The organism is Pseudoroseicyclus tamaricis (genome assembly GCF_012070395.1).
GTDB lineage: Bacteria > Pseudomonadota > Alphaproteobacteria > Rhodobacterales > Rhodobacteraceae > Pseudoroseicyclus_A > Pseudoroseicyclus_A tamaricis.
Genome location: NZ_JAAFYS010000001.1, coordinates 58,043 through 77,812, shown reverse-complemented (window position 1 = coordinate 77,812; position 19,770 = coordinate 58,043). Strand labels below are relative to the sequence as shown.

At 72.2% G+C, this 19,770-nt stretch carries 19 protein-coding genes; 12 read left to right on the top strand and 7 right to left on the bottom strand.

All coding sequences use genetic code 11. The features are described 5' to 3' along the window. Positions 1–254: 254 nt before the first annotated feature. From GY170_RS00335 to GY170_RS00315, 5 genes are read left to right on the top strand one after another with little or no spacing between them, the layout of a single operon-like run. The gene (locus GY170_RS00335) at positions 255–1,508 is read left to right on the top strand and encodes a sarcosine oxidase subunit beta family protein (RefSeq protein ID WP_163888880.1); all 1,254 of its coding nucleotides are present in this window, start codon (positions 255–257) and stop codon (positions 1,506–1,508) included. After that, on the top strand, positions 1,486–1,935 hold the full coding sequence (locus GY170_RS00330) for a hypothetical protein (RefSeq protein ID WP_163888878.1): 450 nt from the start codon (positions 1,486–1,488) through the stop codon (positions 1,933–1,935). Before GY170_RS00335 ends, GY170_RS00330 begins: the two co-directional genes overlap by 23 nt. Next, positions 1,935–2,174: a sarcosine oxidase subunit delta gene (locus GY170_RS00325; RefSeq protein ID WP_163888876.1), complete on the top strand. Its 240-nt coding sequence runs from the start codon at positions 1,935–1,937 to the stop codon at positions 2,172–2,174. The genes GY170_RS00330 and GY170_RS00325 overlap by 1 nt, the downstream gene beginning before the upstream one ends. After that, positions 2,171–5,095, top strand: coding sequence for a sarcosine oxidase subunit alpha family protein (locus GY170_RS00320; RefSeq protein ID WP_163888874.1), 2,925 nt, complete (start codon positions 2,171–2,173; stop codon positions 5,093–5,095). Before GY170_RS00325 ends, GY170_RS00320 begins: the two co-directional genes overlap by 4 nt. Further along, entirely contained in the window at positions 5,088–5,627 is a 540-nt protein-coding gene (locus GY170_RS00315; RefSeq protein WP_163888872.1) for a sarcosine oxidase subunit gamma, read from the top strand. Before GY170_RS00320 ends, GY170_RS00315 begins: the two co-directional genes overlap by 8 nt. 41 nt (positions 5,628–5,668) lie before the next feature. On the opposite strand, the gene GY170_RS00310 is transcribed toward GY170_RS00315, so the two are convergent. Continuing rightward, positions 5,669–6,628 carry a zinc-ribbon domain-containing protein gene (locus GY170_RS00310; RefSeq protein ID WP_163888870.1) on the bottom strand — a complete coding sequence of 320 codons (960 nt, stop codon included), beginning with the start codon at positions 6,626–6,628 and terminating at the stop codon, positions 5,669–5,671. Between the two features lie 152 nt (positions 6,629–6,780). Between GY170_RS00310 and GY170_RS00305 the strand changes: the two genes are divergently transcribed. Genes GY170_RS00305 through GY170_RS00290 form a run of 4 tightly spaced genes read left to right on the top strand, consistent with a single transcriptional unit; the run spans position 6,781 to position 9,719 of the window. Beyond that, entirely contained in the window at positions 6,781–7,455 is a 675-nt protein-coding gene (locus GY170_RS00305; RefSeq protein ID WP_163888868.1) for a cell division ATP-binding protein FtsE, read from the top strand. After that, positions 7,456–8,358 (top strand): cell division protein FtsX, encoded by a 903-nt coding sequence (locus GY170_RS00300; RefSeq protein WP_163888866.1) that lies wholly within the window; start codon positions 7,456–7,458, stop codon positions 8,356–8,358. Continuing rightward, a complete protein-coding gene (locus GY170_RS00295; RefSeq protein ID WP_163888865.1) occupies positions 8,355–9,116 on the top strand; it encodes a lysophospholipid acyltransferase family protein in 762 nt (253 codons plus the stop codon). Before GY170_RS00300 ends, GY170_RS00295 begins: the two co-directional genes overlap by 4 nt. Further along, positions 9,117–9,719: a pyridoxamine 5'-phosphate oxidase family protein gene (locus GY170_RS00290; protein ID WP_163888863.1), complete on the top strand. Its 603-nt coding sequence runs from the start codon at positions 9,117–9,119 to the stop codon at positions 9,717–9,719. Between the two features lie 57 nt (positions 9,720–9,776). On the opposite strand, the gene GY170_RS00285 is transcribed toward GY170_RS00290, so the two are convergent. Both GY170_RS00285 and mnmC2 read right to left on the bottom strand, forming a co-directional pair. After that, positions 9,777–10,649 (bottom strand): DMT family transporter, encoded by an 873-nt coding sequence (locus GY170_RS00285; RefSeq protein ID WP_203531123.1) that lies wholly within the window; start codon positions 10,647–10,649, stop codon positions 9,777–9,779. Further along, positions 10,649–11,314, bottom strand: a complete 666-nt coding sequence (mnmC2, locus tag GY170_RS00280; RefSeq protein ID WP_163888861.1) for a tRNA (5-methylaminomethyl-2-thiouridine)(34)-methyltransferase MnmC2 — start codon at positions 11,312–11,314, stop codon at positions 10,649–10,651. The genes GY170_RS00285 and mnmC2 overlap by 1 nt, the downstream gene beginning before the upstream one ends. Before the next feature lie 179 nt (positions 11,315–11,493). On the opposite strand from mnmC2, the gene GY170_RS00275 reads away from it, so the two are divergent. Next, positions 11,494–12,483 carry an FAD-dependent oxidoreductase gene (locus GY170_RS00275; protein ID WP_163888859.1) on the top strand — a complete coding sequence of 330 codons (990 nt, stop codon included), beginning with the start codon at positions 11,494–11,496 and terminating at the stop codon, positions 12,481–12,483. Between the two features lie 369 nt (positions 12,484–12,852). Then, complete coding sequence (locus GY170_RS00270; RefSeq protein ID WP_163888857.1) at positions 12,853–14,508, top strand: thiamine pyrophosphate-binding protein; 1,656 nt, start codon at positions 12,853–12,855, stop codon at positions 14,506–14,508. A gap of 620 nt (positions 14,509–15,128) precedes the next feature. On the opposite strand, the gene dxs is transcribed toward GY170_RS00270, so the two are convergent. From dxs to GY170_RS00250, 4 genes are read right to left on the bottom strand one after another with little or no spacing between them, the layout of a single operon-like run. Then, positions 15,129–17,045, bottom strand: coding sequence for a 1-deoxy-D-xylulose-5-phosphate synthase (dxs, locus tag GY170_RS00265; protein ID WP_163888855.1), 1,917 nt, complete (start codon positions 17,043–17,045; stop codon positions 15,129–15,131). 37 nt (positions 17,046–17,082) lie between these two features. After that, positions 17,083–17,964 (bottom strand): polyprenyl synthetase family protein, encoded by an 882-nt coding sequence (locus GY170_RS00260; protein WP_163888853.1) that lies wholly within the window; start codon positions 17,962–17,964, stop codon positions 17,083–17,085. Further along, on the bottom strand, positions 17,957–18,193 hold the full coding sequence (locus GY170_RS00255; protein WP_163888852.1) for an exodeoxyribonuclease VII small subunit: 237 nt from the start codon (positions 18,191–18,193) through the stop codon (positions 17,957–17,959). Before GY170_RS00255 ends, GY170_RS00260 begins: the two co-directional genes overlap by 8 nt. Continuing rightward, complete coding sequence (locus tag GY170_RS00250; protein WP_163888850.1) at positions 18,190–19,113, bottom strand: histone deacetylase family protein; 924 nt, start codon at positions 19,111–19,113, stop codon at positions 18,190–18,192. The genes GY170_RS00255 and GY170_RS00250 overlap by 4 nt, the downstream gene beginning before the upstream one ends. On the opposite strand from GY170_RS00250, the gene GY170_RS00245 reads away from it, so the two are divergent. Further along, positions 19,112–19,693 carry a hypothetical protein gene (locus GY170_RS00245; protein WP_163888848.1) on the top strand — a complete coding sequence of 194 codons (582 nt, stop codon included), beginning with the start codon at positions 19,112–19,114 and terminating at the stop codon, positions 19,691–19,693. The two genes, GY170_RS00250 and GY170_RS00245, sit on opposite strands and share 2 nt — an antisense overlap. Positions 19,694–19,770 lie beyond the last annotated feature (77 nt).

Here is a 19,770-nt window from a genome sequence, read left to right as displayed (position 1 = left end):
CGGTGATCGCCTCTTCCTTTTTTCGACGGAGCCACGTCTGCCAAACGTTTCAGCGGGTTACGCCGGGGGAGAGCTTGTATTTTCTGCCGCGAAAACAGGCAGAACGGCCCCTCGGGCCCCTCGTTCCTCACAACCCTTCACAGCCGCTTTGGCGCGGGAACAATCCCGCGGCAGCCGGTCACGCCCCCTCGGTGCGTGCCCCTCTGGCCATTTGTCACGGCCCGTGCTTCCATCGCTCCGACAGGGGTTCTCGCGTGCGTTACTCAGCTTTCCAGATCGCCAAACAGGCCCTTGGCCTCGGCAATGGCTGGCAGCCCGTCTGGCGGGAGCCGGACCCGAAGCCTGCCTATGACATCGTCATCATCGGCGGCGGCGGGCACGGGCTGGCGACGGCCTATTACCTCGCCAAGAACCATGGCCTTACCAATGTCGCGGTGCTGGAGAAGGGCTACATCGGCTCCGGCAACATCGGCCGCAACACCACGATGGTGCGCGCCAACTACTACCTGCCGGGCAACAGCGAGTTCTACAGCCACTCCCTCAAGCTGTGGGAGAGCATGGAGAGCGAGCTCAACTACAACGTCATGCACAGCCAGCGCGGGCTGATCAATCTCTTCCATTCCGACGGCCAGCGCGACGCGATGGCCCGCCGCGGCAACGCCATGCGCAACCAGGGCGACGATGCCGAGCTGCTGACGAAGAGCCAGCTGCGCCGGATGATCCCCTACCTCGATTACGACCAGACGCGCTTCCCCATCCACGGCGGGCTCCTGCACCGGCGCGGCGGCACCGCCCGCCACGATGCGGTGGCCTGGGGCTATGCCCGCGGCGCCGACCGGCGGGGGGTGGACCTGATCCAGAACTGCGAGGTCACCGGCATCGACATCGAGGATGGCCGCGTGACGGGCGTGCAGACCACCCGCGGCGCCATCCGCGCCGGCAAGGTCGCCATGATCGCCGCCGGCCGCTCCGGCCGGGTGGCGGAGCTGGCGGGGATGCGCCTGCCGATCGAAAGCCACGTGCTGCAGGCCTACGTGACGGAGGGGCTCAAGCCCGCCATCAACCACGTCATCTCCTACGGCATGGGCCATTTCTACATCTGCCAGTCCGACAAGGGCGGGCTCGTCTTCGGCGGCGATCTCGATTTCTACCCCTCCTACGCCCAGCGCGGGAACCTGCCGGGCGTCGAGCAGGTGATGGAGGCGGGGATGACGCTGATGCCCATGATCGGCCGCGCCAAGGTGCTGCGGCAATGGGGCGGCGTCATGGACATGTCGCCCGACGGCTCGCCGATCATCGACCGGACGGATGTCGACGGGCTCTACGTCAATTGCGGGTGGAACTACGGGGGCTTCAAGGCCGTGCCCGCCTCCGGCTGGGCGACGGCGCACCTGATGGCGACGGGCAGCCCGCACGAGACGGCGGCGCGCTTCCGGCTGAACCGCTTCCGCGACGGGGTCGGCGTGATGGACGAGGAGGGCAAGGGTGCGCAGCACAATCTTCACTAGCCTCGCCGCGCTCGGCCTGCTCGCCGCCTGCGAGGCGACGCCGCCCGCCAGCCCCATCCCGGCGGCGCCGGCGGAGGCCCTGCCGGCCGACTGCCCGAACGCCGCCGCCTGCGAGGTGGCCAGCCTTCTGGCGGATGACATGTGGTTTCACCGCGACGAGATGGAATACGACGGCGTCACCGTCGAGCGGATCGAGGCGATCGGCCCCGTCCTCTACATCGAGAGCCGCTTCCCCTTCTCCTCCAGCGACATCGCCCAGGCCAACAAGGCCTTCATCGAGCGGATCGGCATCGAGGACATGCGCAGCGTCTTCTGCGACGGCTCCCCTGAATCGGAGGCGTTCTTCGCGCTCGGCGCGCAGGTGCGCATCCGCTACGTGACGCGCAACCGCGTCGCCTTCTTCGACCACCTGATCGAGGCCTGCTGATGCGCATCCGCTGCCCCCATTGCGGTGAGAGGGATCGCCGGGAGTTCACCTGGATGGGTGCCGCGCTGGAGCGTCCCGGCGGCAGCTGGGGCGAGGAGATGCACGCCTACGTCTTCCTGAGGGAGAACCCCGCCGGCCCGCTGGCCGAGCTGTGGCACCACGATCCCTGCGGGGCGATGGTCCGCGCCGTCCGCGACACCCGCACGCATGAGATGATCGAGCCGGGGGATGCGCCATGAGGCTGGCCACCGGCGGCATGATCGACCGGGAGACGCAGCTCTCCTTCCGCTTCGACGGGCGCATCGTCCATGCCCATCCGGGGGATACGGTCGCTTCGGCGCTGCTCGCCTCCGGCATCCGGCTCGTCGGGCGCTCCTTCAAGTACCACCGCCCGCGCGGCATCCTCACCGCCGGGTCGGAGGAGCCGAACGCCCTCCTCACCGTCGGCAAGGGCCCGGGGCGGGAGCCCAACGTCCGCGCCACGGTGCAGGAGGTCTGGGACGGGCTGGAGACGCAGAGCCAGAACCGCTGGCCCGCCCTCAGTCTCGATCTCATGGCGGTGAACGACCTCGCCTCGCCATTCTTCGGCGCCGGCTTCTACTACAAGACGTTCATGTGGCCCCGAAAGGCGTGGGAGGCGCTCTACGAGCCTGTCATCCGCCGCGCCGCCGGCCTCGGCGCCCTGCACCGCGATCCCGGCCCGGGGGAGGACGAGAAGGCCTTCGCCTTCTGCGACCTCCTCGTCGTCGGCGGCGGCCCCGCCGGCCTGATGGCTGCGCTGGCGGCGGGCCGCGCCGGCGCCCGCGTCATCCTCGCCGAGGAGGATACCCGCCTTGGCGGCCGCCTGCTGGCGGAGCGGGAGCATGTCGGCGGCCAGCCCGGCGCAGAGTGGGCCGCCTCCGTCGCGGCGGAGCTGGCGGCGATGCCCAACGTGCGCATCATGACCCGCACCGCCGTCACCGGCGCCTACGATGGCGGCACCTACGGCGCGCTGGAGCGGGTCGGCGCCCACCTCGCGCCCGAGGCGGATCGCCCCCGCTACGCCTTCTGGCGCATCACGGCGAAGCGGGCCGTCCTCGCCGCCGGGGCGCTGGAGCGGGCGATGACCTTCTCCGGCAACGACCGGCCCGGCGTCATGATGGCCAGCGCCGTGCGCGCCTACCTCAACCGCTGGGCCGTGGCGCCCGGCAAGGAGGTGGCGATCTTCGGCACCGGCCGGGCGGCGCGCGCGACGGCGGAGCAGCTGCTCGACGCCGGTGTCACCGTCACCGGCCTGATCGACCCCGATCCCGGCGCCCGCGAGGCGCAGGATTACCCCGTCTTCCCCGGCGGCCATGTCATCGGCACGCACGGGCGGCAGGGGCTCTCGCTCGTCAAGATCTCCCACGGGCTGGTCGAGCAGAACATCCGCGCCGATTGTCTCGCCACGGCCGGCGGGTGGAACCCGCAGGTCAACATCGCCTGCCATCAGGGCGCCCGCCCCGTCTGGGATGCCGAGCGCGCCGCCTTCCTGCCGCCCGAGGGCTCCGTCCCCGGCCTCACGCCCGCCGGCTCGGCCAACGGCACCTTCTCCACCGCCGCCTGCCTCACCGAAGGCTGGCGCGCCGGCGCCATCGCCGCGGAGGACATGGGCCACAAAGCCCCCGCCGCCGACCTCCCCGAGGCGGAGGAAGAGGCGGGCGCCACGCCGGCGAGCTGGGTCTACGAGGGGCCGGGCCGGGCGTGGCTCGACTTCCAGAACGACGTCACGACGAAGGACGTCAAGCAATCGGCGGCCGAGGGCTTCTCCGCCCCCGAGCACATGAAGCGCTACACGACGCAAGGCATGGCGACGGATCAGGGCAAGATGTCCAACGTCAACGCCCTCTCCGTCCTCGCCGCCGCCACCGGCGTCGCCGGCGGCCCGGCGGGGACGACGACGTATCGCCCGCCCTACGTGCCCGTCCCCATCTCCGCCATGGGCGCCGGCGCCCGCGGCAGTGGCTTCGCCCCCATCCGCCGCAGCGCCTCCGACGCCGCCGTGCGCGAGCGGGGGGCGCCGATGGTCGAGGCGGGCCTGTGGTACCGCGCCAGCTACTTCCCGCGCGCCGGCGAGAAGACGTGGCGCGAGGCCTGCGACCGCGAGGTGCGCATGGTGCGCCACAAGGTCGGGGTGTGCGACGTCTCCACCTTGGGCAAGATCGACGTGCAGGGCCCCGATGCCGCCGCCTTCCTCGATTTCGTCTACACCGGCGCCATGTCGACGCTGAAGACCGGCCGCGTCCGCTACGGGCTGATGCTGCGCGAGGACGGCTACGTCATGGATGACGGCACCTGCGCGCGCCTCGGCGACAGCCATTACCTCATCACCACCACCACCGCGGCCGCCGGTCAGGTGATGCAGCATTTCGACATGGTCGCGCAGGTCCTGCGCCCCGATCTGGATGTCACCTTCACCTCCGTCACCGAGGCCTGGGCGCAGTTCGCCGTCGCCGGCCCTCAGGCGCGTGTCCTCCTGCGCACGCTGATGGAGGATGACACGCCCCTGCAGATCCCCTTCATGGGGGTGACGGACGCGCGGGTGATGGGCGTCCCCGGCCGGCTCTTCCGCATCTCCTTCTCCGGCGAACTCGGCTTCGAGGTCGCGGTGCCCGTGGCCTACGGTGCCGCCCTCTGGCGGCTGATCGTGGCGCAGGCGGAAAGCCTCGGCGGCGGCGCCTACGGGATGGAGGCGCTGAACGTCCTGCGGGTGGAGAAGGGCTTCATCACCCATGCCGAGATCGACGGGAGGGCGACCGCCGGCGACATCGGCCTCGGCAGCATGATGAGCACCAGGAAGGATTACATCGGCCGCGCCGCGGCGGAGCGGGAGGGGCTGACCGACCCGGGGCGCGAGCGCCTCGTCGGCCTCAAGCCGGTGGACGGCGCGCGGCTGACGGCCGGCGGCTTCCTCTTCTCGCGCGGGGCGGCGGCGGAGCGGGTGAACGCCGAGGGCTACGTCACCTCCGCCTGCCACTCCGCCACGCTCGGCCGCGACATCGCGCTCGCCTTCCTCAAGCGCGGGCCGGAGCGGATCGGCGAGGTGGTGCGCTTCGTCGATCACCTGCGGGGGACGGACGTGCTCTGCCTCGTCTGCGAGCCCACCTTCATCGACCCGGCGGGAGGGCGGATGCGTGCCTAGGTTGTTCGAGGCCCCCGCCTTCGCCGAGCTGCCGGCCCTGCCCGGCCTGTCGCTGGCCGAGGGCCAGTGGGGGGTGGTGACGGAAGTGGCACCCTTCAAGGGCGAGCTGGAGGGGATCTCCTCCGCGCTGCAGGAGGCCTTCGGCCTCGACTACCCCGCCCCCGGCGAGAGCCAGACGGGCGACAAGGCCCGTCTCCTCTGGGTCGGCCCCGGCCGCGCCCTGCTGATCGGCGCCGAGCCGCCCGAATGGCTGGGCGGCCGCGCGGCGCTGACCGGGCAGACCGGCGCGCAGGCGGTGCTCTTGGTGGACGGCCCGGCGGTGGAGGCGGTGCTGGCCCGGCTGGTGCCGGTGGACCTCTCGGCGGAGGTCTTTCCCGAGGGGCGCACCGCCCGCACCCTCATCGGCCACATGACGGCCTCCGTCACCCGCCTCGGCCCGGCGACCTTCGAGCTGGTCGTCATGCGCTCCATGTCCGGCAGCCTGCTGCACGACCTGACGCGCACCGCCCGGCAAGTCGCCGCCCGGCCCTGAGGGCCCGGCGGCGGCCCCCGGGGGCTCAGACGCTCCCGGCCTCAGACGCTTCCGGCCATCGTGTTGATCTGGTTGGTCAGCGACTGGATGCGCAGCTCCAGCCAGATCCGCCCGGCATCCACCGCGTCGACATAGCTCGCCAGCGTCGGCGACAGCGCCGGCACGCGGGCGGCGATCTGCGGCGCGAAGACATAGGCGAGCGCGAACACCGCCAGCAGCAGCAGCGTCAGCGTGAAGCCCCGCCGGAAGCCCCGTCGCGTCGCGCTCTCCGTCTCGTCCCGGTCGCTGGCCGGCGTCGCCGGCTCCTCGTCGGCGCGGAGGGAGGAATGAAGCTCGTCGATGTCGGGCAGCAGCTCGCGGCGGGCGACGTTGCCCTCATCGGTGCCGGGGCCCTCCCGCCTGGGACGCCGGCTGGCCCGCTCGGCGGACGGCTCCGGCCGCGCCGGGCGCTCGGGCTCCACCCGGTCGGGCGCCGGCTTGAGGATCGGCTGTTCGGCCACCTTCGGCTCGGTTCGCGGCCGCTCCGGCAGCTCCAGCTCCGTCTGCGTCTCCACCCCGGCCTCGCGCTCCATCCGGCGCTTCTCGGCCTCGCGGGCCGCCTCTTCCCGCAGGATCGCGGCCACCTCGGGGGTGACGGAGGGGCGGAAGACCTGCGGCTCGTCGTCCTCGTCATCCCAGCTCGGCGGCGGCGGCGGCGCGCGCCGCTCCCCCTTCGGCCGCACGCGCAGGGGGGCCTCCGCCTCCTCCTCCGGCTCGGGCCGGCGGAGCGGCGACAGTTGCTCCGTCTGCGGCGGCATCGTCCGGGGCGGCATCGCGCGCGGCGGTGTGCGCAGCGACGGCGACGGCGACGCCGACGGCGCATCCTCCGCCGCGACGGAGGCGCCCGGCTCCTCGAACCAGGTGTGGCTGCAGGCCGAGCACTGGACGTCGCGCCCCTCTTCGGGGATCACGTCGTCCGGCACTTCGTACTGCGCGCCGCAATTGGGGCAGATCAGGCGCATGGCGCGTGGGACTCCCGGCGGATTTCTGCCGCTCGACTGCTCATCTTACAAACCCTTAGCCGTCACGCCCCCCCGCGCCAAGAAGGCGGGGCACGTGCGATTGATCCTGTTGCCGATATTCGGCATTAAGCGGCGTCAGGCGGGGGACCGGTGTGATCGAGCTGAAGGACGTGGCCTATACCTACGGCGGGGCCGAGCTCTTCTCGGGTCTCGGGCTGACACTTGCGCCCGGCTCCTTCCACTTCCTCACCGGGCCCTCCGGCGCTGGAAAGACGACCCTCCTCAAGCTGTGCTACGGCGAGCTCACGGCGACCTCCGGCGAGGTGACGCTCTTCGGCGAGCCGCGCCGCGGCCTCTCCCGCGATCAGCTGGCGATGACCCGGCGGCGCATCGGCGTGGTGCACCAGGATTGCCAGTTCCTCGATCACCTGCCGCTGGCCGAGAACATCGCCCTGCCGCTCACCGTCGCCGGCCGCGGCGACGAGGCGGAGGGGAACCTCAAGGATCTCCTCGCCTGGGTCGGCCTGACGAAGCAGGCCGGCCAGCGCCCGCCGGAGCTCTCCGGCGGCGAGCGGCAACGCGCGGCGCTGGCGCGGGCGGTCATCACCTCGCCCGACGTGATCCTCGCCGACGAGCCGACGGGCAACATCGACTGGGAGATGTCGCAGCGCCTGCTCCGCCTGCTGGTGGAGCTCAACCGCATGGGCAAGGCCGTCCTCATCGCCACCCATGATCTGGAGCTGATCCGCGCCGCCAAGGCACAGGTCTCCGCCCGCGTGCTGCGCCTGACCGGCCGCAAGCTGCAGATGGCCGGGGCGGAGCTCTAGATGGCCCGCCTGCCCCGCGCCCTCACCCTCATCGCCGGCGATCCCGGCGCCGACCGCTCTGTCCCGCCCTCCGGCTTCACCGCCTGGCTGACGCTGGGCGCCGCCGCCGCCATGGCCTTCCTCGCCGTCTTCGTGCTCGCCTTCTCCGCCGCCACCGGCCGGCTCGCCGACCGCTGGTCGGAGGAGCTGGCGCGCACATCCACCTTGCGCATCTCCGCCCCGGCGGAGGAGATGGCCGCGCAGACCGCCGCCGCCATCCGCGTGCTGGAGCAGACGCCCGGCATCGCCGCCGCCCATGCCCTCACCGACGAGGAGGAGGAGGCCCTCCTCGCCCCCTGGTTCGGGTCCGACCTGCCGCTCGCGGCGCTCCCCGTCCCCCAGCTGATCGAGATCGTGGAAGAGGGCGAAGGCTACGATGCCGCCGGCCTGCGCGCCCGGCTCATCGCCGAGGTGCCGGGCGCCGTGCTCGACGATCATGCCCGCTGGCGTGAGCCGCTCGTCGCCGCCGCCTCTCGCCTGCGCCTGCTGGCCTTCGTCTCCGCCATCCTGATCGGCGCGGCGCTGGTGGCGATGGTGACGCTGGCCGTCCAGTCCTCGCTCGCCGCCAATGCCCAGATCATCCGTGTCCTGCGCCTCGTCGGGGCGCGCGATGTCTACATCGCCCGCGCCTTTGTCCGCCGCTTCACCCTGCGGGCGCTGATCGGCGCTGCCGGCGGCACGGCGGCGGGCGTCGCGGCGCTGTTCATCCTGCCCCGCTCCGACGTCGCGGGCGGCTTCCTCACCGGCCTCGGCTTCGCCGGCCAGTCGTGGCTGCTGCCCCTCGCCATCCCCGTCGTCGCCGCCATCGCCGCCTTCTGGGCGACGCGGGCGGCGGCGCTCAGCCGGCTGAGGGCAGAATCATGAGCACGTGGCGCCTGCGCTGGCAGGGGGTGAAGTCCCTCGTCTTCATCATCGTCGCCTATCCCCTGATGGCGCTCTACGCGATCGTCTTCCTGCCCTACGCCCTCGTCTCGCCGCTCGGCGCCAGCGCCGCGGCCAAGTCATGGGCGTGGACGGCGCGGTGGCTGCTGAAGGTGATCGTCGGCCTGCGGACGGAGGTGCGGGGCGAGATCCCGAAGGGCGAGGTGCTGATCGCCGCCAAGCACCAGAGCTTCCTCGACATCATCATGATCTATTCCGTCGTCCCGCGCGGCAAGTTCATCATGAAGCGGGAGCTGCTCTGGGCGCCGATCATCGGCCTCTACGCCTGGCGCGCCGGCTGCATACCCGTCAACCGCGGCAAGCGGGCGGAGGCGATCCGCTCCATGGTGGCCGACGTGCGCGCCGGCAAGTCGCTGCCCGGGCAGGTGGTCATCTACCCGCAGGGCACCCGCATCGCTCCGGGGGTGAAGGCCCCCTTCAAGGTCGGCGCCGCGGCGCTCTACCAGGAGCTGAAGCAGCCCTGCATCCCGGCGGCGACCAATGTCGGCCTCTTCTGGTCGAAGAGCGGCCTCATGCGGATGCCCGGCCTCGCGGTGGTGGAGTTCCTCCCCGCCATCCCCCCCGGCCTCTCCAACCAGGCCCTGATGGCCCGGCTGGAGGCGGAGATCGAGACAGCCTCCGACAGGCTGCTGCTCGAAGGCGGCTTCTCCGCCCCCTCGCTGCCGAAACGGGAGGCCTGAATGCAAGTGATCGACAGCATCCCGGCGCTGGAGGCGCTCTACGGCCGCCCCGGCGAGGCCGCCCTCCTCAAGGTGACGGATCACCTGACGGAGGAGTACCGCCGCTGGATCGCCGCCTCGCGCTTCACCATCCTCTCCACCGTCGGGCCGGAGGGCACGGATGCCAGCCCCCGCGGCGACGACGGCCCCGTGGTGCAGGTGCTGGACGCCCGCACCCTCGCCCTGCCGGACTGGCGCGGCAACAACCGCATGGATTCGCTGCGCAACATCGTCCGCGACGGGCGCGTCTCGCTGATGTTCCTCGTCCCCGGCTCGAACAACGTCATCCGCGTCAACGGCCGCGCCGTGCTGACGGACGATCCCGCCATGCTCGCCCGCTTCGACCGGGCGGGCACCCTGCCCCGCACGGTCACGGTGATCACCATCGCCGAGGTCTATTCCCAATGCGCCCGCGCGCTCCTGCGCTCCCGTCTCTGGACGGCGGGGGACGAGAGCGCCGGCCTGCCGACGGTGGGGGAGATGCTCTCGGGCGTGAAGGCCGATTTCGACGGCGCCGCCTACGATGCCGACTGGCCGGGCCGCGCCGCCAAGACCATGTGGTAGCGCCCAAAGCCCACGATGTCCGCGCGGACATCGTGCACGGAATTCGCGCGAATTCCGTCAGCCCCGGCGCCGCGCCTTGCGCGCCCGGATCAGCGTGAACACCCCGGCGGAGACGACGATGGCCGCGCCCACCGCCACGTGCAGCTCCAGCGTCTCTCCGAAGACGAAGAGCCCGATGGCGCTGCCCCAGACGAGCTGGAAATAGGCGAAGGGCTGCACCATGCTCGCCTCCGCCACCTCGTAGGTGCGGATCAGCGTCCAGTGCCCCGCCGCGCCGGAGACGCAGAGCACCGCCATCCACGCCCAGTCCCCGCCCGTCATCGGCTCCCAGAACCACGCGCCCACGGCGGTGGCCAGCACCGCGCCGGTCACGCCCGTCCAGAAGAAGGACGTCGCCGCGCTGTCGCGCCGGGCGACATAGCGGTTGAGCAGCGAGTAGAGCGCGAACATCACCGCCGCGATCAGCGGCAGGATGGCGGCGGGGGAGAAGACGCCGAACCCCGGCTCGAGGATCACCAGCACTCCGACGAAGCCCACCCCGATGGCCACCCAGCGCCGCCAGCCCACCGTCTCGCCAAGGACGGGGCCGGAGAGCGCGGCGACGATCAGCGGGTAGGCGGCGAAGATGGCATGCGCCTCCACCAGCCCCAGCGCCACGAAACCGGCGACCATGACGAAGATCTCCGTCGCCAGCAGCAGCGAGCGGAAGATCTGCACGGCCGGCTGGCTGGTCGTCGCCGCCTTGCGGATGGAGCCGGACTGGGCCCGCGCGATGGAGATGACGAAGGCGGCAAAGAACCAGTAACGGATCATCACCACCATGAAGACGTTGTACTCCTCCGCCAGATGGCGGGAGATGCCGTCCTGGCAGGCGAAGATAATCGTCGTCAGCATCATCAGCGCGATGCCCTTGCGCGCATCCGCCTGCATCAGAGCACTCCCGCCGTCATGTGGCGCTTGGCCCCGTAGCCGGTGCGCCGCTCCACCGTGAAGCCCGCCTCCGCCAGCGCCCGGCGCACATGGCCGGCGGCGGTATAGGTGGCGAAGCTGCCGCCGGGCGCGGTGTGCCGGGCGACCTCGGCAAGGAGCGGCGGCTCCCAGAGCTCGGGGTTCTTCGCCGGCGCGAAGCCGTCGAGGAACCACGCATCGGCCCGCCCGCCCCAGCGCGCCAGCGTCTCGCGCGCATCCCCCTCGATCAGCGTCAGGAAGGCCGGCCCGATATGCCAGGGCGGCGGGCCGGCTTCCATCGCCGCGCGCAGGGCCTCCGCCTCCTCCTCCAGCGCCGGGAAGGCGGCATGGGCGGTGGCCAGATCCTCCGCCGCCATCGGGAAGGCCTCGAAGGAGGCATAGGCGAAATCGCCCGCCGTGCCGCTGGCCTTCCATGCAGCAAGCGTGACGAGGAAGTTCAGCCCCGTCCCGAACCCCAGCTCGGCGATGGAGAACCCGTCCCGGAAGCGCCCGGGCAAGCCATTGCCGGCGAGGAAGACATGCGCCGTCTCCGCCGCGCCGTCGGCGAGGGAGAAATACGGGTCATCGAAGCGGGTGGCGACGGGCACCCCCTCCTTCCACGCCACCTCAGCCCGCTTTTCCTGCATCGCACCCTGCCCTAGAACGGCGGGACCATGCGGGGGAGGGCCGGAATTGTCCATGCGTGACCTGAGAGCGGGGCGAGCGGGCCTGCCCCTCCCGCCGGCGCGCCTCTGCGAGGGCGCTGAACGTCGCACTCGCCCGTCCCTGAGGATGAGCGCGCGCATCTCGACTTGCCGAGGCGCCCATGGCTGACCTCACCATCATGGGCGCCGGCGCCTTCGGCCTCTCCATCGCCTTCGCCGCCGCCCGCCGCGGCGCCCGCGTGCGGGTGATCGACCCCGGCGGGCCCGGCGCCGGCGCCTCCGGCGGCGTCGTCGGTGCCCTCGCCCCCCACGCGCCGGAGGGGTGGGACGCGCTCAAGGCCTTCCAGTGGGAAGCCCTGCTGAAGGCGGAGGACTGGTGGCGCGCCGTCGAGGAGGCCGGCGGCCTCTCCCCCGGCTACGCCCGCCTCGGCCGCCTCCAGCCCCTGCGCGACGAGCCTGCCGTCGCCCGCGCCCGCGAGCGGCAGGCCGGCGCTGCGGATCACTGGGGCGCGGCGGCGACATGGCGCGTCATCCCGGCCTCCGACGCCGGCCCCTTCGCCCCCGCCTCCCCCTCCGGCTGGCTGATCCACGACACCGCCTCCGCCCGCCTCTCCCCCTCCGCCGCCTGCGCCGCCCTCGCGGCCGCGGTGACGGCACTGGGCGGCGAGGTGCTGCGGGAGGGGGCGTCGGAGGGCCCGGTGATCTGGGCCACAGGCGCCGCCGGCCTGTCCGAGGCCGGCCTCGGCGGCGGCGTGAAGGGCCAGGCCTTGCTCCTCCGCCTCGACCGCCGCACCGCCCCGCAGATCTCCGCCCCCGGCCTCCACATCGTCCCCCACGCCGACGGCACCGTGGCCATCGGCTCGACGACGGAGCCGGAGGCGGAGGGTCTCGGGACGGACCACCGCCTCGACAAGGTCCTCGCCAAGGCCGCGTCGCTGATCCCCGAGCTGGGATCGGCCCCCGTCCTCACCCGCTGGGCCGGCCTCCGCCCCCGCGCCCGCCAGCGCCTGCTTCTTGGCCGGTGGCAGGACGGCTACATCGCCAACGGCGGCTACAAGATCGGCCTCGGCCTCGCCCCGCTGGTCGGCGAGCGCATGGCAGAGCTGGTGCTGGACGGCCACGCAGACATTCCCGGCGAGTTCACCCCGTAGGCCGCCGGGCCAAGCCGATCCGACACCGTAGGGTGGGTTTCCAACCCACCTCCCCGCTCTCCACCCCGCGCACCCCTCTCCGGCGCAGGGCCAGCGCCTGCCCGTGGGGTGGCGCTCCGACGGTCGAGCGGCGCACTTTATGCCAGCCACACCCCTCCCCGATCCGGGCGGAGCACCAAGCCCCACCAGAGCGCCAGCCCGCGGGACGGGCAGGCGCTCGCCCTGCGCCTTTGGCGCGCACCGGGCGGGGGCAACGCTCGGAGGTGCCACCAATGGCTCCCGCCCCCAAAGCGAGTCGCCCGGCCCCCTCCCTTGCTCCCGCTCCGCCCCTCGCTCATGGTGCGCCCAGCACCTCAAGGAGCCTCTCCCATGCGCCACGGCGGCCAGATCCTCGTCGACCAGCTCGTCCGTCTCGGCGCGCGGCGCGCCTTCTGCGTGCCGGGGGAGAGCTTCCTCGCCGTGCTCGACGCCCTCCACGACGCGCCGATCTCGCTCGTCACCGCCCGGCAGGAGGGCGGGGCCGCGATGATGGCGGAGGCCCATGCCAAGCTGACCGGCAACCCCGGGCTCTGCTTCGTCACCCGCGGCCCCGGTGCCGCCAACGCCGCCGCCGGCCTCCATGTCGCGCGGCAGGATTCCACGCCGATGATCCTCTTCGTCGGGCAGGTGCCGCGCGGCCACAAGGATCGCGAGGCCTTCCAGGAGGTCGACTACCGCGCCGCCTTCGGGGGCCTGTGCAAGTGGTCCGCCGAGGTGACCGATACCGCCCGCCTGCCGGAATACGTCGCCCGCGCATGGCACGTCGCCACCGCCGGCCGCCCCGGCCCGGTCCTCCTCGCCCTGCCGGAGGACGTGCTCTCCGGCACCGCCGACGTCACCGACCTCGCGCATCCGCCCATCGAGCTGGCGCCGACCTTCGAGAGCACCGCGCAGGACGCGCTCGGCTGGCTGGCCGGGGCGGAGCGGCCGCTGATCGTCGCCGGCGGCCCGCACTGGTCGGAGGAGGCGGCGGCCGATCTCGGCCGCTTCGCCACCGCCCAAGGGCTGCCCGTGGCGCTGAGCTTCCGCCGGCAGGATTACCTCGACAACCGCCACCCGGGCTATGCCGGCGACCTCTCCGTCGGCGGCAACCCCAAGCTCTTCGCCCGGCTGGCGGAGGCGGACCGGGTGCTCCTCCTCGGCACGCGCCTCGGCGAGAACGCCTCGAAGAGTTACACGGCGCTGGAGCCGGGGCGCCCCGGCCCATCGATCCTGCATGTGCATGCGGGCCCCGAAGAGACCGGCCTCGTCTGGCGCCCGGACATGAGCGTGACGGCCGACGCCATCTCCTTCATCCGCGCCCTCGCCCGGCAGGCGCCGCTCGGCCGCGACTGGTCGGGCTGGACGAGCGCGCTCCGCGCCGATTACGAGGCTTGGGTCTCCCCCCGCCAGACGCCGGGCGCGGTGAAGATGGAGGAGGTGGTCTCCTGGCTCTCCGAGAATCTGGGCGAGGAGGCCATCGTCACCAACGGCGCCGGCAACTACGCCGCCTTCCTGCACCGCTACTTCCGCTACCGCCGCTTCCGCTCGCAGCTCGCGCCCACCTCCGGCTCCATGGGCTACGGGCTGCCGGCGGCCATCACCGCCTCACTGGAATACCCGGACCGGCCGGTCGTCTGCATGGCGGGCGACGGCTGCCTGCAGATGACGGTCAATGAGCTCTCCACCGCCGCGCAATACGGTGCGACGCCGATCGTCGTGGTCGCCAACAACGGCCGCTACGGCACCATCCGCGCCCACCAGGAGCGGACCTATCCCTCCCGGGTGGCGGGCACCGACCTCGTCAACCCCGACTTCCCGGCGCTCGCGCGAGCCTACGGCGGCCACGGCGAGCGGGTGGAGCGGACGGAGGACTTCCCCGCCGCTTTCTCCCGCGCGGGGGCCTCCGGCACCTTCGCCATCATAGAGCTGATGCTCGACCCCGAGGCCCTCTCCCCCGGCCAGACGCTGAGCGAGGCCCGGGCGGCCGGAGAGGCACGCCGGTAGGGGCGCGGTCGGCGGGGCGGGCTGCAGGACGGGCTGCAGCCCGCCAAGCCCGCGCCCGTTCCGCTAGGAGACATCCGCCAAAGGCGACCCCGCCTCACGCCGGCCCGTGGGGTGGCGCTGCACCGGCTGAGCGGCGTGCTTTATGCCAGCCACGCCCCTCCCCGCGGCCCGCTCAGCGCGTACGACAGCCAGAGCGCCAGCCCGCCGGGACGGGCCGGCGCTCGCGCGGCGCCTGCGGCTTGATTCCGCGCGAGGGGAAGCAGCGGCGGCCGGGTCTCCGAAGCCCTCGTTCCGAGCGAACCCCGTAGGGTGGGTTTCCAACCCACCTCGCCCGGCCCGCCGCCCCCTCACACGCCGGCCCGTGGGGTGGCGCACCGACGGCTCCGCTGCACGCTTTATGCCTGTCACGCCCCTCCTCGCTCCCCGCGAAGCACCAAGCCCACCCAGAGCGCCAGCCCGCCGGGACGGGCCGGCGCTCGCGCGGCGCCTGCGGCTTGTTTCCGCGCGGGGGGAACTGCGCAGAGGTCTCTCCTCAAGGAAACCGACGAAACGTGGGTCCTAACCCCACCCGACGAGGCGCACCAACCGTAAGGCGGGTCTTCAACCCACCTCCCCTTCGCCTACGCCCGGCGCTCCATCACCGACAGGCCCAGCGCGCCCTGCACCGTCGCCGCGATGTCCTCGGCGGCGAGCCCGGCGACGCGGTACATGTCCTCCGGCGAGCTCTGGTCGATGAAGATGTCCGGCAGGCACATCGGGCGGAAGGCGAGGCCCTTGTCGAAGACGCCGCGCGTCGCCAGCAGCTGCGCCACGTGGCTGCCGAAGCCGCCCACGGCGCCCTCTTCCACGGTCACCAGCGCCTCGTGATCCCGGGCCAGCCTCAGGATCAGCTCCTCGTCCAGCGGCTTGGCGAAGCGGGCGTCGGCCAGCGTCGGCTCGATGCCCTTGCGGGCGAGCAGGTCCGCCGCCTTCTCCGCCTCCGCCAGCCTCGTGCCGAGGGAGAGGATCGCCACCCGGCTCCCCTCGCGGATCACCCGGCCCTTGCCGATCTCCAGCGGCTCCGGCGCCTCGGGCAGCTCGACGCCCACGCCCTCTCCCCTCGGGAAGCGGAAGGCGATCGGCCCGTCGTCATGCGCCGCCGCCGTGGCAACCATGCGCACCAGCTCCGCCTCGTCGGCGGCCGCCATCACCGTGAACCCCGGCAGGTTGCTCAGGTAGGCGACGTCGAAGGCGCCCGCGTGGGTCGCCCCGTCCGCCCCGACCAGCCCCGCCCGGTCGATGGCGAAGCGCACCGGCAGGCGCTGGATGGCGACGTCGTGGACGACCTGGTCGTAGCCGCGCTGCAGGAAGGTGGAGTAGATGGCGCAGAAGGGCTTCATCCCCGCCGCCGCCAGCCCGGCCGAGAAGGTCACCGCGTGCTGCTCGGCGATGCCGACGTCGAAGCAGCGGTCCGCGAAGCGGTCCATGAAGGCCTTCAGCCCCGTGCCGTCCGGCATCGCGGCCGTCACGGCGACGACGCGGTCGTCCTTCTCCGCCTCCTTCACCAGCGCGCCCGAGAACACGCTCGTGTAGCTCGGCGCGTTGCTCTTGGCCTTGCTCTGCTTGCCGGTCACCACGTCGAACTTCGACGTCGCGTGCCCCTTGTCGGCCGCGTCCTCCGCCGGGGCGTAGCCCTTGCCCTTCTTCGTGATCGTATGGATCAGCACCGGCCCGTCCGCCCGCGCCTTCACGGTGCGCAGAACGGCCATCAGCTGCTCCATGTCGTGCCCGTCGATGGGCCCGACATAGGAGAAGTTCAGCTCCTCGAAGAGCGAGCCACCCACGGCCATGTGCTTGAGCACGTCCTTCGCCCGCTTCGCCCCCTCGCGGAACGGCCCGGGCAGCAGGCTCACCGCCCCCTTCGCCGCCGCCTTCAGGTCCTGGAACGGGGCGCCGGCGTAGAGGCGGGAGAGGTAGGCGCTCATCGCCCCCACCGGCGGCGCGATGGACATCTCGTTGTCGTTGAGGATGACGATCATCCGCTTGCCGAGATGGCCCGCGTTGTTCATCGCCTCGTAGGCCATGCCGGCGCTCATCGCCCCGTCGCCGATCACCGCGATGGCGTCGCCCACGCCCTCCGCCCCCAGCTCCCGCCCCATGGCGAAGCCCAGCGCGGCGGAGATGGAGGTGGAGCTGTGGGCCGCCCCGAAGGGATCGTAGGGGCTCTCGCTGCGCTTGGTGAAGCCGGAGAGCCCGCCCTTCTGGCGCAGCGTGCGGATGCGGTCGCGCCGCCCGGTGAGGATCTTGTGGGGATAGGCCTGGTGCCCGACATCCCAGATGATCTTGTCGCGCGGCGCGTCGAAGACGGCATGCAGCGCCACCGTCAGCTCCACCACGCCCAGCCCCGCGCCGAGATGCCCCCCGGTGACGGAGACGGCGGAGATGGTCTCGGCCCTGAGCTCCTCCGCGAGCTGGTCGAGCTCGCGCAAGCTGAGGGCCTTGAGGTCCGCCGGGGTGCGAACGCGGTCGAGCAGGGGCGTATGGGGCGTCTGGGTCATGAATGGGCCATATAGGGCGTCCGGGCCGTCTATCAGGTCAATTTCTACGGGTCACGATAAAGCGTGCGAGGGCGCGCAGCACATCCGCCTCCTCTCCGAAGGGCGCGAGGGCCTCCACCGCCTCCTCCACGAGCGCCTCGGCCTTGGCGCGCGCCGCCTCGGGGCCGAGTAGCTCGACGAAGGTGGCCTTGCCCCGGCCGGCATCCTTGCCCGTCGCCTTGCCGACCTCCTCGGGGCTGCCCTCCACGTCCAGCAGGTCGTCGCGGATCTGGAAGGCGAGGCCGATGGCATCGGCATAACCCGTCAGCGGCGCCGCATCGCGGCCGGAGAGCATCGCGGCGACGGAAGCGGAGTAGCGGATCAGCGCGCCCGTCTTCAGCCGCTGGATCTGGGTGATATGCGCCATCGGGTCCGCCGGCCGGGGCCCGCGCTCGGCGGCAAGGTCAAGCCACTGCCCGCCCACCATGCCGTTCACCCCGCCGACGCCCGCCAGCCCGGCAACGGCGCGGGCGAGCCCTCCGGGCACCACCGCGGGATCGTCGATGCGGGCCAGCGCCTCGAAGGACAGCGCCTGAAGCGCGTCGCCGACGAGGATGCCCATGTCCTCCCCGTAGGCCTTGTGAACGGTGGGGCGCCCGCGGCGCAGGTCGTCATCGTCCATCGCCGGCAGGTCGTCATGGACGAGCGAATAGGCGTGGAAGGCCTCCACCGCCGCCGCGACCATCTCCCCCGTCTCCTGCGACAGACCGCAGAGCGCCGCCGTCTCGATGGCCAGCGCCCCGCGCACCCGCTTGCCGCCGTCCACCGCGTAGGCCATCGCCTCGGCCAGCCGGCCGAGCTCTCCCTCCGCGCCCGGGATCAGCGCCGTCAGCCGTGCCTGCACCCGCGCGCCATGCGCGGCGAGGGTGGCCTCAGGCATTGAAGTCTTCGGTGCCCGCTGCCTTGCCGCCGGCGAGGGTGATCTTCTGCACCTTCTCCTCGGCGTCCTTCAGCTTCGCCTCGCAGTGCGTCTTGAGCGCCGCGCCGCGGTTGTAGAGGGCAATGCTCTCCTCCAGCGGCACCTCGCCGCGGTCGAGCTTGGTCACCACCTGCTCCAGCTCCGCCAGCGCGGCCTCGAAGCTCATGCTCTCCACCGGTGTCTCGCTCATGACCGCTCCTTCAGTTGGCCCACGTGGGACGCCACGCTCTCGCCCAGCGCGGCGAGGTCATATCCCCCTTCGAGCAGGGAGACCAGCTTGCCGCCGCAGAGCTCGTCCGCCAGATCGAGGATCATACCCGTCAGCGTGGCGTAATCCTCTGTCCGCATCCGCAGCCCGGCCAGAGGATCATCCTCATGTGCATCGAAGCCGGCGGAGACGATGAGAAGCTCGGGAGAAAAGTCGCGGACCTTCGGCAGGATGTCCCGCGCCCAGATGTCGATGATCTCGCTCCCCTTGGTGCCGTCCCTCAGCGCGACGTTGAGCACATTGTCATGCTCCCCCGTCTCGGAAGGGTCGCCGGTGCCGGGATAGAGCGGCATCTGGTGGGAGGAGGCGAAGAAGATCCGCGCGTCGTCCTCCACGCAATCCTGCGTGCCGTTGCCGTGGTGCACGTCGAAATCGAGGATGGCGACGCGGGTCAGCCCGAGATGATCCAGCGCCGCCTTCGCCGCGATGGCGGCGTTGGAGAGCAGGCAGAACCCCATCGCCGTCTCCCGCTCGGCATGGTGGCCCGGGGGCCGCGTGGCGACGAAGGCATTGCCCGCCTCGCCGCCCAGCACCAGCTCCACCGCCTTCACCGCGGCGCCGGCGGCGCGGAAAGCGGCCCCGAGCGATCCGGGGGAGAGCTGCGTGTCGGCATCGAGCCGCCGCCAGCCCTCCTCCGGCTCGGCGCGGCGGAGGCTGTCGAGATAGCGCTTGGGGTGCACGCGCAGGATGTCGCTCTCTGCGGCGAGGGGGGCGTCGGAGCGGGCAAGCTCCATTCCCTCCAGCGCCGCCATGACGGCATCGAGCCGGGCGACTTGCTCCGGGTGGCCCGGCGGGTTGATATGCTGCCAGCAATCGGGATGAGACAGGAGAGCGGTGACCATGGCGCGAGGGAAGCAGCTTGGCCGGCGGCTGGCAAGGGCAGTGGCGGCGGGCTGGATGGTGATGGCCGGCGCGGCCGCCGCACAGCAGGAGCCGCGGGAGGGTCGCGAGGTCTCCTCCGATCTCGACGGCGACGGCGTGGCGGAGACCTTCACCCTGCGCCTGACGGAGGAGAATATCGCCCTCCTCGATGTCACCGAGGGCGACGCCCCCGTGCGCACCTTCTACGATGTCGCGTGGTCCGGCGCCTCCCCCGGCACCCTGCCGTCGCTGGAGCTGGCGCCAAACGGCTCCCTGCGCATCCTCTCCGCGAACGAGTCCATCGGCCGCGAGCGCTGGCGTCTGGCGCTGACCATCGCCTACCGCGACGGCCATTACCGCGTCGCCGGCATCACCTATGACTGGTACGACACGCTCGATCTCTCCGCCGGCGGCACCTGCGACGTGAACCTGCTCACCGGCTCCGGCACGGTGGAGATCGGCCCCCAGCGCGGCGAGATCACCGCCCTCGGCGGCGCCCCGCGCCTGATGGACTGGCGCGCCGAAGCCGGCCGCGAAGGCGCGATCTGCGGGCTCTGGTAGCCGGGCACCGCGCGGACGTTGAAGACGACGCGACAGCTGTCTCCCGGTGCTCCACCTGCCAATCGGGGAAGGCCCCC

Excerpts from the sequence above, each read along its gene's own strand:
- GY170_RS00325 (WP_163888876.1), top strand. The coding sequence starts at position 1,935 with ATGCGCATCCGCTGCCCCCATTGCGGTGAGAGGGATCGCCGGGAGTTC.
- GY170_RS00320 (WP_163888874.1), top strand. The coding sequence starts at position 2,171 with ATGAGGCTGGCCACCGGCGGCATGATCGACCGGGAGACGCAGCTCTCC.
- GY170_RS00310 (WP_163888870.1), bottom strand. The coding sequence starts at position 6,628 with ATGCGCCTGATCTGCCCCAATTGCGGCGCGCAGTACGAAGTGCCGGAC.
- GY170_RS00300 (WP_163888866.1), top strand. The coding sequence starts at position 7,456 with ATGGCCCGCCTGCCCCGCGCCCTCACCCTCATCGCCGGCGATCCCGGC.
- GY170_RS00295 (WP_163888865.1), top strand. The coding sequence starts at position 8,355 with ATGAGCACGTGGCGCCTGCGCTGGCAGGGGGTGAAGTCCCTCGTCTTC.
- GY170_RS00290 (WP_163888863.1), top strand. The coding sequence starts at position 9,117 with ATGCAAGTGATCGACAGCATCCCGGCGCTGGAGGCGCTCTACGGCCGC.
- GY170_RS00285 (WP_203531123.1), bottom strand. The coding sequence starts at position 10,649 with ATGCAGGCGGATGCGCGCAAGGGCATCGCGCTGATGATGCTGACGACG.
- mnmC2 (WP_163888861.1), bottom strand. The coding sequence starts at position 11,314 with ATGCAGGAAAAGCGGGCTGAGGTGGCGTGGAAGGAGGGGGTGCCCGTC.
- GY170_RS00275 (WP_163888859.1), top strand. The coding sequence starts at position 11,494 with ATGGCTGACCTCACCATCATGGGCGCCGGCGCCTTCGGCCTCTCCATC.
- GY170_RS00270 (WP_163888857.1), top strand. The coding sequence starts at position 12,853 with ATGCGCCACGGCGGCCAGATCCTCGTCGACCAGCTCGTCCGTCTCGGC.
- dxs (WP_163888855.1), bottom strand. The coding sequence starts at position 17,045 with ATGACCCAGACGCCCCATACGCCCCTGCTCGACCGCGTTCGCACCCCG.
- GY170_RS00260 (WP_163888853.1), bottom strand. The coding sequence starts at position 17,964 with ATGCCTGAGGCCACCCTCGCCGCGCATGGCGCGCGGGTGCAGGCACGG.
- GY170_RS00255 (WP_163888852.1), bottom strand. The coding sequence starts at position 18,193 with ATGAGCGAGACACCGGTGGAGAGCATGAGCTTCGAGGCCGCGCTGGCG.
- GY170_RS00245 (WP_163888848.1), top strand. The coding sequence starts at position 19,112 with ATGGCGCGAGGGAAGCAGCTTGGCCGGCGGCTGGCAAGGGCAGTGGCG.
- GY170_RS00250 (WP_163888850.1), bottom strand. The coding sequence starts at position 19,113 with ATGGTCACCGCTCTCCTGTCTCATCCCGATTGCTGGCAGCATATCAAC.